This is a genomic window from Citrifermentans bremense (genome assembly GCF_014218275.1).
GTDB classification, from domain to species: domain Bacteria; phylum Desulfobacterota; class Desulfuromonadia; order Geobacterales; family Geobacteraceae; genus Geomonas; species Geomonas pelophila.
In genome coordinates, this window is the sequence record NZ_AP023213.1 from 3,697,164 (window position 1) to 3,710,914 (window position 13,751).

At 59.9% G+C, this 13,751-nt stretch carries 13 protein-coding genes and 5 tRNA genes; 1 reads left to right on the plus strand and 17 read right to left on the minus strand.

Going from position 1 to position 13,751, the window contains the following annotated elements; translation table 11 throughout:
- Positions 1-14 precede the first annotated feature (14 nt).
- The 14 genes from rpoB to GEOBRER4_RS16405 form a co-directional block, all read right to left on the minus strand.
- Complete coding sequence (rpoB, locus tag GEOBRER4_RS16340) at positions 15-4,130, minus strand: DNA-directed RNA polymerase subunit beta (RefSeq protein ID WP_185243177.1); 4,116 nt, start codon at positions 4,128-4,130, stop codon at positions 15-17.
- Positions 4,131-4,294: 164 nt separating this feature from the next.
- Entirely contained in the window at positions 4,295-4,675 is a 381-nt protein-coding gene (rplL, locus tag GEOBRER4_RS16345) for a 50S ribosomal protein L7/L12 (protein ID WP_085815240.1), read from the minus strand.
- Positions 4,676-4,734: 59 nt separating this feature from the next.
- Positions 4,735-5,256 carry a 50S ribosomal protein L10 gene (gene rplJ / locus GEOBRER4_RS16350; protein ID WP_012529357.1) on the minus strand — a complete coding sequence of 174 codons (522 nt, stop codon included), beginning with the start codon at positions 5,254-5,256 and terminating at the stop codon, positions 4,735-4,737.
- A 264-nt stretch (positions 5,257-5,520) separates the two neighbouring features.
- On the minus strand, positions 5,521-6,222 hold the full coding sequence (rplA, locus tag GEOBRER4_RS16355; RefSeq protein ID WP_185243178.1) for a 50S ribosomal protein L1: 702 nt from the start codon (positions 6,220-6,222) through the stop codon (positions 5,521-5,523).
- 21 nt (positions 6,223-6,243) lie between these two features.
- Complete coding sequence (rplK, locus tag GEOBRER4_RS16360) at positions 6,244-6,666, minus strand: 50S ribosomal protein L11 (protein ID WP_012529355.1); 423 nt, start codon at positions 6,664-6,666, stop codon at positions 6,244-6,246.
- Positions 6,667-6,732: 66 nt separating this feature from the next.
- Entirely contained in the window at positions 6,733-7,260 is a 528-nt protein-coding gene (gene nusG, locus GEOBRER4_RS16365; RefSeq protein WP_012529354.1) for a transcription termination/antitermination protein NusG, read from the minus strand.
- Positions 7,261-7,270: 10 nt separating this feature from the next.
- Positions 7,271-7,456, minus strand: a complete 186-nt coding sequence (gene secE, locus GEOBRER4_RS16370) for a preprotein translocase subunit SecE (RefSeq protein WP_015838557.1) — start codon at positions 7,454-7,456, stop codon at positions 7,271-7,273.
- A 34-nt stretch (positions 7,457-7,490) separates the two neighbouring features.
- Positions 7,491-7,567: transfer RNA gene (locus GEOBRER4_RS16375), tRNA-Trp, on the minus strand.
- A gap of 37 nt (positions 7,568-7,604) precedes the next feature.
- Positions 7,605-7,757 (minus strand): 50S ribosomal protein L33, encoded by a 153-nt coding sequence (gene rpmG, locus GEOBRER4_RS16380; RefSeq protein WP_012529352.1) that lies wholly within the window; start codon positions 7,755-7,757, stop codon positions 7,605-7,607.
- Positions 7,758-7,844: 87 nt separating this feature from the next.
- Positions 7,845-9,035 carry an elongation factor Tu gene (tuf, locus tag GEOBRER4_RS16385; protein WP_085815242.1) on the minus strand — a complete coding sequence of 397 codons (1,191 nt, stop codon included), beginning with the start codon at positions 9,033-9,035 and terminating at the stop codon, positions 7,845-7,847.
- 69 nt (positions 9,036-9,104) lie between these two features.
- Positions 9,105-9,180 (minus strand) — tRNA-Thr (locus GEOBRER4_RS16390).
- 12 nt (positions 9,181-9,192) lie between these two features.
- Positions 9,193-9,269, minus strand: a tRNA-Gly gene (locus GEOBRER4_RS16395).
- A 109-nt stretch (positions 9,270-9,378) separates the two neighbouring features.
- Positions 9,379-9,463, minus strand: a tRNA-Tyr gene (locus GEOBRER4_RS16400).
- A 27-nt stretch (positions 9,464-9,490) separates the two neighbouring features.
- Positions 9,491-9,566, minus strand: a tRNA-Thr gene (locus GEOBRER4_RS16405).
- Between the two features lie 435 nt (positions 9,567-10,001).
- Between GEOBRER4_RS16405 and GEOBRER4_RS16410 the strand changes: the two genes are divergently transcribed.
- Positions 10,002-10,274 carry a DUF2917 domain-containing protein gene (locus GEOBRER4_RS16410; RefSeq protein ID WP_185243179.1) on the plus strand — a complete coding sequence of 91 codons (273 nt, stop codon included), beginning with the start codon at positions 10,002-10,004 and terminating at the stop codon, positions 10,272-10,274.
- A gap of 60 nt (positions 10,275-10,334) precedes the next feature.
- Here GEOBRER4_RS16410 and GEOBRER4_RS16415 read toward each other — a convergent pair whose 3' ends face one another.
- From GEOBRER4_RS16415 to argC, 3 genes are all read right to left on the minus strand, one after another.
- Entirely contained in the window at positions 10,335-10,637 is a 303-nt protein-coding gene (locus GEOBRER4_RS16415; RefSeq protein WP_185243180.1) for a YciI-like protein, read from the minus strand.
- A gap of 2 nt (positions 10,638-10,639) precedes the next feature.
- Positions 10,640-12,457: a YgiQ family radical SAM protein gene (locus GEOBRER4_RS16420; RefSeq protein ID WP_185243181.1), complete on the minus strand. Its 1,818-nt coding sequence runs from the start codon at positions 12,455-12,457 to the stop codon at positions 10,640-10,642.
- Positions 12,458-12,537: 80 nt separating this feature from the next.
- On the minus strand, positions 12,538-13,578 hold the full coding sequence (gene argC / locus GEOBRER4_RS16425; RefSeq protein ID WP_185243182.1) for an N-acetyl-gamma-glutamyl-phosphate reductase: 1,041 nt from the start codon (positions 13,576-13,578) through the stop codon (positions 12,538-12,540).
- Positions 13,579-13,751 lie beyond the last annotated feature (173 nt).

Here is a 13,751-nt window from a genome sequence, read left to right on the forward strand (position 1 = left end):
GACGTCCGACCACCCTAGTCCTCGTCGCCTTCCAGAAGTTCCACGTCGAGGCCAAGGGACTGGAGTTCCTTGATGAGGACGTTGAACGATTCCGGCAGACCCGGTTCGAGGGTGTGCTTCCCTTTGACGATCGCCTCGTACATCCTGGTGCGGCCGGCCACGTCGTCGGACTTGACGGTGAGGAATTCCTGCAGCGCGTAAGCGGCGCCGTAGGCCTCCATGGCCCAGACTTCCATCTCCCCGAGCCTCTGCCCACCGAACTGGGCCTTGCCCCCCAGCGGCTGCTGGGTGACCAGCGAGTAGGGTCCGATGGACCTCGCATGGATCTTGTCATCGACCAGGTGGTGCAGCTTCAGGAAGTACATGATGCCGACCGTGACTTTGTGCATGAACTTGTCGCCGCTCTTGCCGTCGTACAAGGTGACCTGCCCGGTGGTGCTGAAGCCGGCGTGGGTCAGCATCGACTGGATCGAATCCTCGCTCGCCCCTTCGAATACCGGCGACGACATCGGGACGCCGCGCTTCAGGCGCTTCGCCACGTTGAGGAGTTCCTCCCCTTCCAGCTTGTCGAGGAACCGGTCCATGTCGGGGTTGTCGTAGGCACCCTTCAGGAAGCTCCGGATCTCATCGTGCGGAGCGTTCTTCTCAAGGAACTCCTCGATCTTCCAACCCAGGCCTTTGGCGGCCCAGCCGAGGTGCATTTCCAGGATCTGCCCGACGTTCATACGGGAAGGAACGCCCAGCGGGTTCAGCACGATCTCGACCGGACGACCGTCTTCCATGTACGGCATGTCCTCCTCGGGGAGGATCCTGGAGACGACGCCCTTGTTGCCGTGACGGCCGGCCATCTTGTCGCCGACCTGGAGCTTTCTCTTGATGGCGATGTAGACCTTGACCATCTTGATGACGCCCGGCGGAAGGTCGTCGCCACGGCGCAGCTTCTGCACCTTGTCGTCGAAGACGTACTTGATGATGTCGATCTGCTGGTTCAGCGTGGAGAGGGTCTGGGCTACCTTCTCGTCGACGGTGTCGTCATCGGCGATGGAGATCTCGTCCCAGCGGTCCATGGAGAAGGATTTCAGCATCTCCTCGGTGATGGCCGCCCCTTTCGGGATCAGCACCTTGCCGTCGGCCCCTTCTATCTTCACTGCGGCGGTTTTCCCCACCAGCAGTTTCTTCAGCTTGCCGATAGCCGAATCACGGATGATCCGGATCTCGTCCTGCTCGTCTTTCCGCAGGCGCATTTCCTCGGCCTTCTCGATGATCTCGGTACGGGCGTCCTTGTCGGCGCCCTTGCGGGAGAAGATCTTGGCGCCGATAACGGTCCCTTCGACCCCCGGCGGCACGCGCAGCGAGGTGTCGCGCACGTCGCCCGCCTTTTCGCCGAAGATGGCGCGCAAGAGTTTCTCTTCCGGGGAGAGCTGGGTCTCGCCCTTCGGAGTGATCTTGCCGACCAGGATGTCGCCCGGACGGACTTCCGCGCCGATCCTGATGATGCCGGACTCGTCCAGGTCCTTCAGGGTCTCTTCGCCCAGGTTCGGGATATCGGAGGTGATCTCCTCCTTGCCGAGCTTGGTGTCGCGGGCGACGGCCTCGAACTCCTCGATGTGGATCGAGGTGTAGCGGTCGTCTTTTACCAGGCGCTCCGAGATGAGGATGGAGTCCTCGTAGTTGTAGCCGCCCCACGGCATGAAGGCGATAAGCACGTTCTGTCCCAGCGCCAGTTCGCCCATGTCGGTGGAGGGGCCGTCGGCGATGATGTCGCCGGACGTGACGTGGTCGCCTACCTTGACCAGCGGCCGCTGGTTGATGCAGGTGTTCTGGTTGGAACGGGCGAACTTGATCAGGTTGTAGATGTCGACGCCGGTGCCGGTCGCATCGTACTGGTCCTCGTCGATCTTGACGACGATCCTGGAGGCGTCGACCGATTCAACCACGCCGTTGTGACGGGCGACCAGAGAGACCCCGGAGTCCCTCGCCACGACGCGCTCCATGCCGGTACCGACCAGCGGGGAGTCGGCGCGCAGAAGCGGCACTGCCTGACGCTGCATGTTGGAACCCATGAGCGCGCGGTTTGCGTCGTCGTTCTCGAGGAACGGGATCAGCGATGCAGCGACGGAAACGAGCTGCATCGGGGCCACGTCCATGAGCTCCAGTTCGTCGCGGCCGACGAGGACGAACTCGCCGGACTTCCTCGCCGAGATGTAGTCGGCTGCGAAGCGCCCGGTTTCGTCGATCTCGGCGTTGGCCTGGGCGATGGCGTGCCCTTCCTCTTCGAGAGCCGAGAAGAAGCGGACCTCGTCGGTGACGCGCCCGTCCCTGACCACGCGGTACGGCGTCTCGACGAAGCCGTGCTCGTTGATCCGCGCATAGGTGGAGAGCGACGCAATGAGACCGATGTTCGGACCCTCAGGGGTTTCGATCGGGCAGACGCGGCCGTAGTGGGTCGGGTGTACGTCGCGGACCTCGAAGCCTGCGCGCTCGCGGGTCAAGCCCCCCGGTCCGAGAGCCGAGAGACGACGCTTGTGCGTGACCTCGGAGAGCGGGTTGGTCTGGTCCATGAACTGCGAGAGCTGCGAGGAACCGAAGAACTCCTTCACCACCGCGGAGACCGGCTTGGAGTTGATCAGGTCGTGCGGCATCAGGTTCTCGACTTCCTGGAGAGACATGCGCTCCTTGATGGCGCGCTCCATCCTGACCAGGCCGATGCGGTACTGGTTTTCCAGGAGCTCGCCCACGGCGCGGACACGGCGGTTGCCCAGGTGGTCGATGTCGTCGATGTTGCCCTTGCCGTTTTTCAGCTCGATCAGGTAGCGCACCACCTCGAGGATGTCCTCGCGGGTGAGCGTCATGCAGTCAAGCGGCACGTCCACGCCCAGCTTGTAGTTGAGCTTCAGGCGGCCGACGGCGGAGAGGTCGTAGCGCTCCGCGTTGAAGAACAGGTTCTCGAAGAGGACCAGCGCGCTCTTTAAAGTCGGGGGATCGCCCGGACGCAGACGGCGGTAGATCTCGATCAGCGCCTCGTCGGTGGAGCCGATCTTGTCGATCAGGATGGTGTCGCGGAAGCTGGAGGTGACGTGCAGGTTGTCGATGAAGAGCACCTGGAAGGAGGTGATCCCCTTCTGGATCATCTCCTCGAGCTTCGCCTGGGAGATCTCCTCGTTGCACTCGACCAGGATCTCGCCGGTGGCGGGATCGTAGATGTCGTGCGAGGCGACCTTTCCAACCACCTCCTCCTCGGAGATGGGGATCTCCTTGATCCCGTGCTCGGTCATCTTCCTGAGCGCCGCCTTGGTGAACTTGCGGTTCGCCTTGAGGATCACCTCGCCGGTAGCAGGATCCACGATGTCCGCGGTCGCCTTCTGGTTGGAGAGAAGCTCAGCGTCGGCGAGCTTGGTCATGGCGCCGTTTTCGCCGACCTTCACTTCCTCGGACTTGTAGAAGTAGTTGATCAGCGCGTCGTTGGAGTAGCCGAGCGCCTTGAGGAGCACGGTGGCCGGCATCTTGCGGCGTCTGTCTATGCGGACATAAAGGATGTCTTTATGGTCAAATTCAAAGTCAAGCCACGAGCCGCGGTACGGGATCACGCGAGCGGAGTAGAGCACCTTGCCGCTGGAGTGGGTCTTCCCTTTGTCGTGGTCGTAGAACACGCCCGGAGAGCGGTGCAGCTGGCTCACGATGACGCGCTCGGTGCCGTTTATGATAAAGGTCCCGTTGTCGGTCATCAGCGGGATTTCGCCGAAATAAACCTCCTGCTCCTTGATGTCGCGGATCGATCTGGTACCGGGGTCCTTCGCCACATCCCACACTACCAGCCTCACCTTCACCTTCATCGGGGCCGCAAAGGTCATCCCGCGCTGGTGGCACTCCTCCACGTCGTACTTCGGCGCGCCCAGCGAATACGAAACGTACTCAAGCGAGGCGGTGTCGCTGAAGTCCCTGATCGGGAACACGCTGCGGAAAACGGCCTCGAGGCCGGAGTTCTTGCGTGCGTCTACGGGAGTGTCGAGTTGGAGGAATCTCTTGTAGGAATTTTTCTGGATGTCGATGAGGTTCGGTATGTCGATGATCTTGTGGATCTTGGCGAAGTTCTTGCGCAACAGGGGGTTATTCGCGATTGAATAAGCCATATCTTCTCCTTGTGGTGAACGCCTTGGAAGACCTCCACCCCCTTGAATTTCCTGCTGTGGTAGGTGTGGCGGGTACAGCGGGGTGAAGCGGCCTCAAACTAAAATAGAACAGCCAAGGCCGCATGAAGCGACCTTGGCTTTGGTAAAGATCGGTGCAGGACTACTTATTTCACTTCCACTTCTGCGCCTGCCTCGACCAGCTGCTTCTGTGCGTCAGCAGCTTCTTCTTTGGAGATGCCAGTCTTGACCGGCTGCGGTGCGCCGTCGACCAGGTCCTTGGCTTCTTTGAGGCCGAGGGAGGTCAGGCCGCGGACGACCTTGATGACTGCGATCTTGTTGGCGCCAGCGGATTTCAGGATGACGTCGAACTCGGTCTTCTCTTCAGCGGACTCAGCCGGGCCAGCAGCCGGGCCTGCAGCAGCGACAGCAACCGGAGCTGCTGCGGAAACGCCGAACTTCTCCTCGAGCTCTTTCACGAGGTTAGCAAGTTCGAGTACGGACATGTTTTCGATGAAGCTGATTACTTCTTCTTTGGTGATAGCCATTTCTTTATTCCTCCACAGAATATTTTAGATGGTTGAGCGAAAGTGTGTGTGAACTGTGACTAGGCTTCTTTCTGTGCGCGGATCGCGTCCAGCGCGCGTACAAAGCCGCCCGGGACTGCTGCCAGAACGCGTACGAAGTTGCTTGCCGGTGCCTGCATGCTGCCCAGCATCTTGGCGATAAGCACTTCGCGGCTCGGCAGGTCCGCCAGGGCCTGGATGTCAGCCACGTTGATGGTCTTGCCGGTGAGCACGCCGGCTTTCAAGGTAAACGGGTTGGTGTTTTCCTTGTTGAAGCGGGACAGCACCTTGGCCGCTGCGACGGGATCGTCGTAGCAAAGAGCGATAGCCGTAGGGCCGGCGTAGTAGGGGTTGAGCCCTTCCTTGTCGGTCCCTTTGGAAGCGATCTCGAGCAGGGTGTTCTTGACGACCTTGTACTCGGCGTTCGCTTTCCTGAGCTCGTTTCTGAGCTCGGTGGCCTGGCCGACGTTCATCCCGCGGAAATCCGCGAGAAAGACCGCCTGGGCCCTCTGGAGCTTGTCGTGCATCTCGGCAACAAGTTCTTGTTTGTTTTCCTTATTCAAGCGCCTTCCTCCTTTCTTTTGGTATACGGGTACGGAACCCCGCCAAAGTCAGGAAGTTGCGGGAACATGCATTTTCGCGCAACGTCTTGCAAGTCTCGGTTGGCCGCCGCGAGGCGTTTAACCCTAGAGGCAGATTAAGACTAAGACTAAGATTAAGGTTAAGGAGAAGCTAAAAGCTTTATCTCAATCTCAATCTGTTTCTCTCTCAATCTGTTTTTCAGGCACCTACTGTCTTTGACTTTGGCTTTACAGCTTTACTGCTTTTTATTTCAAGATCGCGCTGATGTCAGCGAGATCGATGTTGACGCCGGGGCCCATGGTGGAAGATACGGAGACCTTCTTCATGTAGGTGCCCTTGGCAGCAGCCGGTTTCGCTTTCTGGAGGGCTTCCACCAGGGCGACCACGTTCTGCTTCAGCACGTCGGCACCGAAGGAGACCTTCCCTACCGGGGCGTGGACGATACCAGCCTTCTCGACGCGGAACTCGACCTTGCCGGACTTGGATTCCTTGATGGCGCGGGCCAGGTCGAAGGTCACGGTGCCGACTTTCGGGTTCGGCATCAGGCCGCGGGGACCGAGGAGCTTACCGATCTTGCCGACCACACCCATCATGTCCGGGGTAGCGATGGCGGTGTCGAATTCGAACCAGCCGCCCTGGATCTTGGCGACCAGGTCGTCGGCGCCCACGAAATCGGCGCCGGCCTCGCGGGCCTCCTTCTCCTTCTCGCCCTTGGCGAAAACGAGGACGCGCACGTCCTTGCCCAGGCCGTTCGGGAGCACCACTGCGCCGCGGACCATCTGGTCTGCGTGACGGGGATCGACGCCCAGCTTCACCACGAGGTCGACGGTCTCGTCGAACTTGGCGAATGCCGCGCCTTTAACCAGCTCAAGGCCATCCGCGAGGGGATAGGTTTTGGTCCTGTCGACCTTGGCGCGAGCCTCTTTAAGCTTCTTTGACATAGACATTTCTAGTTACCCTCTCTTTACTTAAACTATTTCAACGCCCATGCTGCGCGCGGTGCCTTCGATGGTCTTCATGGCAGCCTCAAGGCTCGCGGCGTTGAGGTCGGGCATCTTCTTGGTAGCGATCTCGCGGACCTGGTCCTTGGTGAGCTTGCCGACCTTGGTCTTGTTGGGGACCGCGGAGCCGCTCTGGAGGCCGAGAGCCTTCTTGATGAGGACCGGAGCCGGCGGGGTCTTGGTGATGAAGGTGAAGGACCTGTCGGCGTAGACGGTGATGACGACCGGGGTAATGGTACCCTCGTCGGCCTGGGTCTTCGCGTTGAAAGCCTTGCAGAACTCCATGATGTTGACGCCGTGCTGACCGAGTGCGGGACCGATCGGGGGAGAGGGGTTAGCCTTTCCTGCGGGTACCTGCAGCTTTATATAACCGGTGATTTTTTTCGCCATTTTCCTACTCCTTTATCATTCCTTCGAACTGCCTGAAGCGTCTTATAGGTAACAGAAGGGTCGCCCCTACTGCTTTTCTACCTGCATGAACTCGAGCTCGACCGGGGTGGCGCGCCCGAAGATGCTTACCATGACCTTGAGTTTCCCCTTGTCGGGCTTCACGTCCTCGACTACGCCGGAGAAGTTGAGGAATGGTCCGTCGATGACCCGCACCGTCTCGCCCACCTCGAAGAGGACCTTGGGGCGGGGCTTCTCGGCGCCCTCCTCCATCCTCTTCGTGATCTTGGCGACTTCGTCGTCCGGTATCGGGAAGGGGTTGTTGCCTCCGACGAACCCGGTCACTTTTGCGGTCTCCTTGACCACGTGCCAGGTGTCGTCGTTCAATTCCATGTTGACCAGGATGTAGCCGGGGAAGAACTTCCTGGATGAAGTCTTCTTCTCCCCCTTTTTCAGTTCGACGACGGTTTCGCACGGGATCAGGATCTCGCCGAAGAACTCCTCCATTTCGAGGTTCTTGATGCGCTCGGCAAGCGAGAGGCGCACCTTGTTCTCGAATCCGGAGTAGGTGTGTACGCCGTACCATTTATGTGCCATTTTCAGTCCCCTAGCGAAGAATCGACCTGATGAGCTTAGTAAGGACCACGTCGCAGGCGCCAAGATATAGAGAGATGATCACGATGATGACGACGACTACCTGAGCTGTAGAGATGGTCTCCTTGCGGGTCGGCCAAGTCACCTTGGCAAGCTCCGCCTGTACGTCCTCAAAAAAAGTCTTGGCTTTAGCGAGCACTTGTCACTCCCCACTTGGTGAATTTACAAAAAAATGGCAGGCCAGGAGGGATTCGAACCCCCAACACCCGGTTTTGGAGACCGGTGCTCTAGCCGTTAGAGCTACTGGCCTGCGGCGGGGATCCCAAAGAGCGGGGTCCCAAACTGAACTATTTAGTTTCCTTGTGCAGAGTGTGCTTCTGGCAGAAACGGCAGTACTTGTTGAACTCCAGTTTCTGCGGCGTATTTTTCTTGTTCTTGGTGGTCGTATAGTTACGCTGTTTGCACTCGGTGCAACCAAGGGTGATGATGTCTCTAGGCATGTCTTTGTGTCCTTTTCAAACTAATTTAAAAAGAGCATCGCGCTTCGTACCGGGGAAACCGGCAGCGAAGCGCGCGCTCGATGTGCCTTACTCGATGATGGAGGCTACAACACCTGCGCCGACGGTACGGCCGCCTTCGCGGATTGCGAAACGCAGACCTTCGTCCATCGCGATCGGGGTGATCAGGTTGACGGTCACCGAGACGTTGTCGCCCGGCATGACCATCTCTACGCCAGCCTCAAGGTCAACCACGCCGGTCACGTCGGTGGTCCTGAAGTAGAACTGCGGACGGTAACCGTTGAAGAACGGGGTGTGGCGGCCGCCTTCCTCTTTGGAGAGGATGTAGGCTTCTGCCTTGAACTTGGTGTGCGGGGTGATGGAGCCCGGCTTGGCCAGAACCTGGCCGCGCTCGATCTCTTCACGCTTCACGCCGCGGAGCAGTGCGCCGATGTTGTCGCCTGCGCGGCCTTCGTCGAGGAGCTTACGGAACATCTCGACGCCGGTTACGGTGGTCTTGGTGGTGGCTTTCATGCCGACGATCTCGACCTCTTCGCCGACCTTCACAATCCCGCGCTCTACACGACCGGTTGCGACGGTACCGCGACCGGAGATGGAGAAAACGTCCTCGACCGGCATCAGGAAGGGCTTGTCGATGGCGCGCTGCGGCTCCGGGATGTAGGTGTCGACAGCTTCCATCAGCTTCATGATGGCCTGCTCGCCCAGCTCGCCCTGGTCACCCTCGAGCCCTTTCAGAGCGGAACCCTTGATGATGGGGATATCGTCGCCCGGGAAGTCGTAGGAGGAGAGGAGTTCGCGAACTTCCAGCTCGACCAGCTCGAGGAGCTCTTCGTCGTCCACCATGTCGGCCTTGTTCAGGAACACGACGATGTAGGGGACGCCAACCTGACGTGCGAGCAGGATGTGCTCACGGGTCTGCGGCATCGGGCCGTCTGCTGCGGAAACAACCAGGATAGCGCCGTCCATCTGCGCCGCACCGGTGATCATGTTCTTTACGTAGTCGGCGTGGCCCGGGCAGTCGACGTGAGCGTAGTGACGCTTGTCGGTTTCGTACTCGACGTGGGCGGTCGCGATGGTGATACCACGCTCGCGCTCTTCCGGAGCGTTGTCGATCTGGTCGAATGCCTTGAACTCGGCCTGGCCTTTGCCTGCGAGTACCTTGGTGATTGCCGCGGTCAGGGTGGTCTTGCCGTGGTCGACGTGACCGATGGTCCCTATGTTCACATGCGGTTTAGTTCTTTCGAATTTAGCTTTAGCCATGAGGAATCCTCCCTGATGTATCGACAGCGTGTTTATGTATAGCTTTGTTTTGTTTTTTAAAAGAGAGAGTGGAGCCCACAACCGGATTCGAACCGGTGACCTCTTCCTTACCAAGGAAGTGCTCTACCTACTGAGCTATGTGGGCTTATTCAATTTTTGGAGCGGGAAACGGGACTCGAACCCGCGACCCTCAGCTTGGAAGGCTGATGCTCTAGCCAACTGAGCTATTCCCGCCCATTCCCTGCTAGAAGTTTTTTGACTCGACTCGCCACCCACTCACCCAGTACCAACGACCTTACGATCTCCTGGATTGAGCAGACGCTCATCTCATCTGAAGTTTGTATGGTGGAGGGAGGAGGATTCGAACCTCCGAAGTCGATGACGACAGATTTACAGTCTGTTCCCTTTGGCCGCTCGGGAATCCCTCCAGACAGAAGTGCTTACTAATTGTCAGTTGGAGCTGACGATGGGACTCGAACCCGCAACCTGCTGATTACAAGTCAGCTGCTCTACCAATTGAGCTACGCCAGCCGATTCCGCTACCATCGCGCCCTGCTTTGCTTCGAAAGCTTGCGTTGCGAAGCGAATCCCTGTTCTAAAGCAAAACCCCCTTGGTGTCAATATCTTTTTTTCCGGGAGTGATTTTTTTTCCAACCGACAAGGTACACCCGCATATTTTCGCGAGACGCGCCCCGGAAGCGATCCAGGAAAAGAAACACTATATCGGCCATTTCCCGCCGCGCAACAATAATTGTGGATCGCTGGCGCGCATCGTGTCCAAAGACAAAAAAGAGCAAGGGCGGATTCAAATCAAAGCAAACCGCCTGGGGCACAGTCGCTCCGCTTTGCAATGGCAACAGTTGGCCTCTGCAGCAACTGTAACGGCGACATATCGCGACCCCTGTGTCTGTACTCATCCTCGGCTCATCGCTATAGTTGATCCACTAAACGAAAAGGGGGACGAACATGAACTGCAGTCTCGACAAAGGGGAGTTGCTGCAACTGGAAGCTGGCAAGGGCGCATTGACACTGCGATGTCTCAAGGGAACCATCTGGCTGACAGTCGGGGACGGCCGGGACTACCTGTTGCAAGCGGGAGCAAGGTTCGAGGTAAAAAAAGGGATGCCGGCCCTGGCCGAGGCGCTTGCCCCGGTGGAGATGCGACTGGATTCCCCATGTCATTCTGGAGCCGCCATAGCACCCGTCGCGCACCAGGTTCAGGTTCGCCCAGCCGTCTAGCGCCCAGACATCGCCCCGCCCCACTGGCGCCTTGAGAGCGGCGCTCCCGCGATTGTGCCGCTACCTTGGGCCCACCGGCGCCTGCGCGAGCGCCCCGACCACCGTGGTCCAGGCGCGCACGCTCCACCTGGCAACGAGTCCGTTCAGCACGTAGGGGTCCGCCTTGGCGAACGCCTCCGGCACCGCAGGGGAATCCGCCTGGAACAGCAGCACGGCGCCATCGGCGGGGTCGGCCAGCGCCCCGCCCAGCAGCAGCTCGCCCCGCTCAACCGCCTCCCACGCAAGCGCCAGATGCTCGGCACGATACTCGCCGCGGCGCTCCAGGTAATCCGGCGCCACCTCGTAGAACAACAAGTAGTGCATGGCTACCTCCTTCCAATCCCGAAAAGCTCTTCCGCCGCGTCTTCCCTGCCACATTCCCTGAGCGCCTGCAGGCAGCTCTTTCTCTCCTCCGGCACATGGTATAAGAGCAGAGATTTCTGAAGTCCCTTCTCCCGGCCGCTCTTCGCCACGTACACCTTCTCCCCGGTAAAGGGATCCACGCCCGTATGGTAGATGCAGGTGGAAAGGGTTCCCGGCGTCGGGGTGAAATCCTGCACCTGCTCCACCTTCATCCCCAACCGCTTAAGCACCAGAGCGAGATCGACCATATCCGAGAGAGTGCATCCCGGGTGTCCCGAGATGAAGTAGGGGACGATGTACTGTCTCTTGCCGGCCTTGGCGCTCTCTCGCATGAAGGAATCCCTGAAGCGCTCGAAGCAGGCATGCCCGGGCTTGCGCATCACCGAGGTGACCCTGTCGGTCAAGTGCTCGGGGGCGACCTTCAACAGACCGCTCACGTGATGCGCGACCAGCTCGCGCAGGTAGTTGGGCTGACGCTCCAAAAGGTCGTAGCGCACCCCTGAGGAGACTGCCACGTTTCTCACCCCGGAGATCTTCCTGGCCTTGGCAAGAAGCCTGGAACTCCTGGCATCGGTGGTGACCAGGTTGCCGCAGACCTTGGGGTACAGGCAGCTCTCCCGGCGGCACTTGCGCCCCTCCTCCTTGTTGCCGCAGGAAAGGCCGAACATATTTGCCGTCGGCCCGCCCAGGTCGCTTACGCTGCCGCGAAACCAGGGTAGCGCCGCCAGCCGCTCCAATTCCCGCAAAACGCTTTCCTCGCTTCTGGACTGGATGGTCTTTCCCTGGTGGTGGGTGATGGCGCAGAAGGCGCAGCCGCCGAAGCACCCCCGGTGCGTGGTGATGGAATTGCGGATCTGCTCGTAGGCGGGGATCGCCTCCTTGTAGCTTGGATGGGGCGCTTTCACGAAAGGTAGCGCGTAGATCGCGTCCAGCGCCTGCTCGGAAAGGGGCCAAGCCGGGGGATTGCAGACGAGAAAGCGCTCCGCGTGGCGCTGAACCACCACCTTCGCGCAGGCGGGGTTCTGCTCGCCCGACAAAAGCCGGAAAGATTCCCCATAGGCCGCCTTGTCGGAGACGACCGTCTCGAAGCTGGGAAGCTCCAGCAGTTCCCCGGTCTCCGGAGGGGTGGCGGCGATGTAGGCGGTCCCCCTGAGATCCTTGATGGAGGCAAAAGGCTCCCCCTTCTGGAGCCGCCGCACCATCTCCAACAGCGGCGTCTCGCCCATGCCGTAGACAAGCAGGTCCGCTTTCGCGTCCAGAAGCGCCGAGCGGCGCACCTTGTCTTCCCAGAAATCGTAGTGGGCAAAGCGCCTGAGGCTCGCCTCGATGCCGCCGATGACGACCGGCACGTCGCGATAGGCTTCCTTGAGCCTCGAGGTATAGACGATGGTGGCGCGGTTGGGGCGGGCGCCGTGGCGGTTGCCTGGGGTGTAGGCGTCGTCGCGGCGCAGCTTTCTGGCCGGCGTGTAGTGGGCGACCATGGAGTCCATGGCGCCGGCGGCGACGGCGAAGAAAAGGCGCGGGCGCCCAAGGGCCATGAAGGGTTCCTTGCTGCGCCAGTCCGGCTGCGGGATGATCCCCACGCGCAGCCCTTTAGACTCCAGCAGACGCGCTAAAAGCGGCACCCCGAAAGAGGGATGATCGACGTAGGCGTCACCGGTGACGAAGATGACGTCGAGTTCGTTCCAGCCGCGCGCTTTTGCTTCGGAAAGGGAGATGGGGAGAAACTTGCCTGGGGAGTGTTTCACAGGGGAATGCTTTGCAGGTTTTGCCTGTTTCATATGAACCTTAAAACCGTTGGCCACGGAGAAAATCTGAGAGGGATTTAGTCAGATGTCCTCCGTGACCAAGGTTCTTTACTTTAAGGGAAGACCGGCAGTAGATCCAGTCCGAGGGTCTCGGGGAGGCCGCACATCAGGTTCATGTTCTGCACCGCCTGCCCGGAAGCCCCTTTCACCAAGTTGTCTATGGCGGAGATAACGATGACCCGCCCGGTCCTCTGGTCGACCGTCACCCCGATGTCGCAAAAGTTGGAGCCCCTGACATGCGCGGTCGACGGGAGAACTCCCTCGGGCAGCACCCTGACGAAAGGCTCGCCGTCGTAGAACGCCTCGTAAAGGGCGATAAGATCGGATGCCTTGACGCTCCCGCCGGGCTGCGAATAGATGGTCGACAGGATGCCGCGGTCCATAGGAACCAGGTGCGGAGTGAAGGTGATGTTGAGCGGGATTCCCGCCAGAAGCGAAAGCTCCTGCTCGATCTCGGGGATATGCCGGTGAACGCCCCCCACGCCGTAGGCGCGGAACCCTTCGTTCACCTCGCAGTAGAGGTTATCGACCTTGGCTCCCCGCCCAGCGCCGGAGGTGCCGGACGCGGCGTCCACGATGATGGACTTCGGATCGATCACCTTCCCCTTCAAAAGCGGCGCAAGGCCCAGGATGACGCTGGTCGGGTAGCAGCCGGGGTTGGCTATGAGCGAGGCCTCGGCAATCTCGGCGCGGCGCAGTTCGGGAATGCCGTACACCGCCTCCGGCAAAAGCTCTGGGTTCAGGTGCGGCTCGTACCACTTGCCGTAGGTATCCGCGTCGTGAATGCGGTAGTCGGCGGAGAGATCGATCACGTCCTTTCCCATCTTCATGAAGGTGGGCACCACCTCCATGGCGGCCTTGTGCGGCAGCGCGGTGAAGACGATGTCGACCTTCTCTGCTATCCCCACAGGCTCCAGGTTCTCCAGCACGATATCGCACCTGCCGCGCAGGCTCGGGAAGACGGAGCTGACCGGCCGCCCGGCGCTTTGTTCGGAGGTGACGCAGGTGACGGCGACCTCGGGATGGGAATGGAGAATCCGCAGCAGTTCAACACCGGTATAACCGCTTGCACCGACGATGGCGACCTTGAGCATGAGTGCCTCCCTAAGTTATCGAACGGAAAAACAGGGTCAATGTACCACAGCTGTCACGCCGATGGCACGCAGAAAGGAGCGCCCCGCCCCATAGCGGGAGCGGGGCCAGGGGGAGATGAAACAGCAAAAGGAGGAACCCTTGCGGATTCCCCCTTTGTAAAGCTGAAACAGCC